This window comes from Gilliamella sp. B3023, assembly GCF_026536845.1.
Lineage (GTDB): Bacteria > Pseudomonadota > Gammaproteobacteria > Enterobacterales > Orbaceae > Gilliamella > Gilliamella apicola_E.
On the sequence record NZ_JAFNNH010000036.1, the window covers coordinates 1 to 2,115 of the forward strand.

At 36.9% G+C, this 2,115-nt stretch carries 1 protein-coding gene; it reads right to left on the reverse strand.

Going from position 1 to position 2,115, the window contains the following annotated elements:
• Window positions 1–579: 579 nt before the first annotated feature.
• Window positions 580–1,878: a hypothetical protein gene (locus J3U16_RS11785; RefSeq protein ID WP_267343164.1), complete on the reverse strand. Its 1,299-nt coding sequence runs from the start codon at window positions 1,876–1,878 to the stop codon at window positions 580–582.
• Between the last annotated feature and the right edge of the window lie 237 nt (window positions 1,879–2,115).

Here is a 2,115-nt window from a genome sequence, read left to right on the forward strand (position 1 = left end):
TGTCAAATTTTAGCCTAGTAGCTAAAACCGTGTAAAAAGTATAGTGATTGGAAAAACACGATGCAACACTTTTTTTCGCTCATTTACATTAACTTTTGTAAATAGGATCTAAAATGGATCTAAATTATAATTGGTTAACTATTGTTTTAATTGAATATATCTAAATTACAAATCTTTAAAATCAGAGCGATTGATCCTCAAAAATTTTATTTTAGGGCTTTGAATTAGAAATTTAGTAATTTTGATCATTTAATAATTTTTAAGTGACATTTAAAACCTCAAAAACCCCACTCCTCAACTTTTTTTGGTGAAAAAAACGGCTACTAAAAAGCGCCACAGTTTAAAGCGGAATTATTTATTAGAGGCAATATTTCAAAGCAGAATTTTAAACCCCAAAAACCCCGCTCCTCAATTTTTTTGTTATAAAAAATTTCTCCAGTTTGGAGATATCATTAACTCACGCCACAATATTGCCTTTATTGCAACAGGTCGTTTTAAGTCAACGTTTCTTTGGCAAAGAGATGTTATTATGCCTATACTCAATGACTCCTTCAAAGAATAAAAACCAATAAATAAGGTTTAAGGTGAGACGCAAAGTACAGGATAGATGCCTGTATCCCAACTAACATCACCTCCAGTCGAACTCACAATATACTGATAACTACTATATGGATGAGTAGCCCAGTGCCAAGTGTGGCTGAAGCCAGTGCTATGCCAGTAAGAGTACATAGAGCCCCATTCAGTAAAGAACCCTGCACCTATTCGGCGTTGATAATTATTATCTGATGATGAAGGGGTAGCACCTAAATTACCATACTTAGCATTGGTAAAGTCTTTTACTTTAGGAAGAGTATAACCGATACTATCACACCAATCTTTTGCGTTAGAAAAACTATAAAAGCCACCACCACGAGTAACAAACCATTGCTTTAACACAAAACCATATTTGACAATGGGATTGCCTCGCCTATCACGACCGACTAACTCAAAAGTTTGAGGTAAAGTAGGAATAGTAACACGACCTGGATTATTTGTATTACGTTGAGACTGAGTTGCAATTGGACCAGTTAAGGTAATATGTACACTTGTACTTGTGGAATTGGTCATAGTCGCTGTTATACCACCTCGAGTAACTGGAGCCCAATATAACTCCTGATTACTACCCTCAATGACTAAATCAAAGTATAAATTGTTAGCACCCGTTGTAGGAAAGTTTGAACTATAACGTGATGGCTCAGTTGATTGAACGAGAAAGCCCATATTCTCATTCCAAATAGAGGCTGGACCACGATAAACACCGCTACCTTCACGAATTGAGGGACTAGCAAAACGAATCACTGGAGCAGGTTTAGGATTGACATAATAAGTAACATTATTAGCACTGAAAGTACGGCTTCGAGGAAAGCCATAACGCGTAGTTAATGATCCATTTGTACTAGTTAATATAATTCGATAAGGCGCCCTACTAATTTCTGGTACAGTATTGCGTGATACTGTTTGGTTATTTTTATCGACAATAGATAAGTTTAACGTACCAGTAATAGTCACATCTTTATCCCCATCATCATCCCCCCAATAATTATTAGGCGAACCGATCAGGGTACTCAATGCGACTGAATTAGTATAAGTTGGTACAAACATAGCAATATCAGCAAAACTTTGACCGGGAACAGGTAACTCAATTGGGGTTATTGATGAATTATTCCTTGATGGCGTGTATTGCGTGCCGTCAGATAAAATAATTCTTAACAAAGCATCAGTGTTAAACGCACGAGTACGACCACCGTCGAAAGTCAAATACGGCACACTACCCTGTATCGCATTCCTTGTTGTCTGTGATGTCAATGCATGACTGGAAAAAGGAAGAAAAAAAGCCACGAAAAAAACAATCTGCCGGGATAATTTGGGAAAATCGAAGGATCTAAAAGATGATCTGAAAGAGGATCGCGGAAGCGAACGCGCGAAAATTCGCAGAATTTCACTTGATTGCGTGGAAAAATAAGTTTTAGTGAAAAATTTAAACTGGGTGATGGACTTAGACGAATTTAAAAGATAGGTTGGCCAGGTTGCCTGTTGCCTGTTGCCTGTTGAAAATTATAATGCATTTTAGACTAC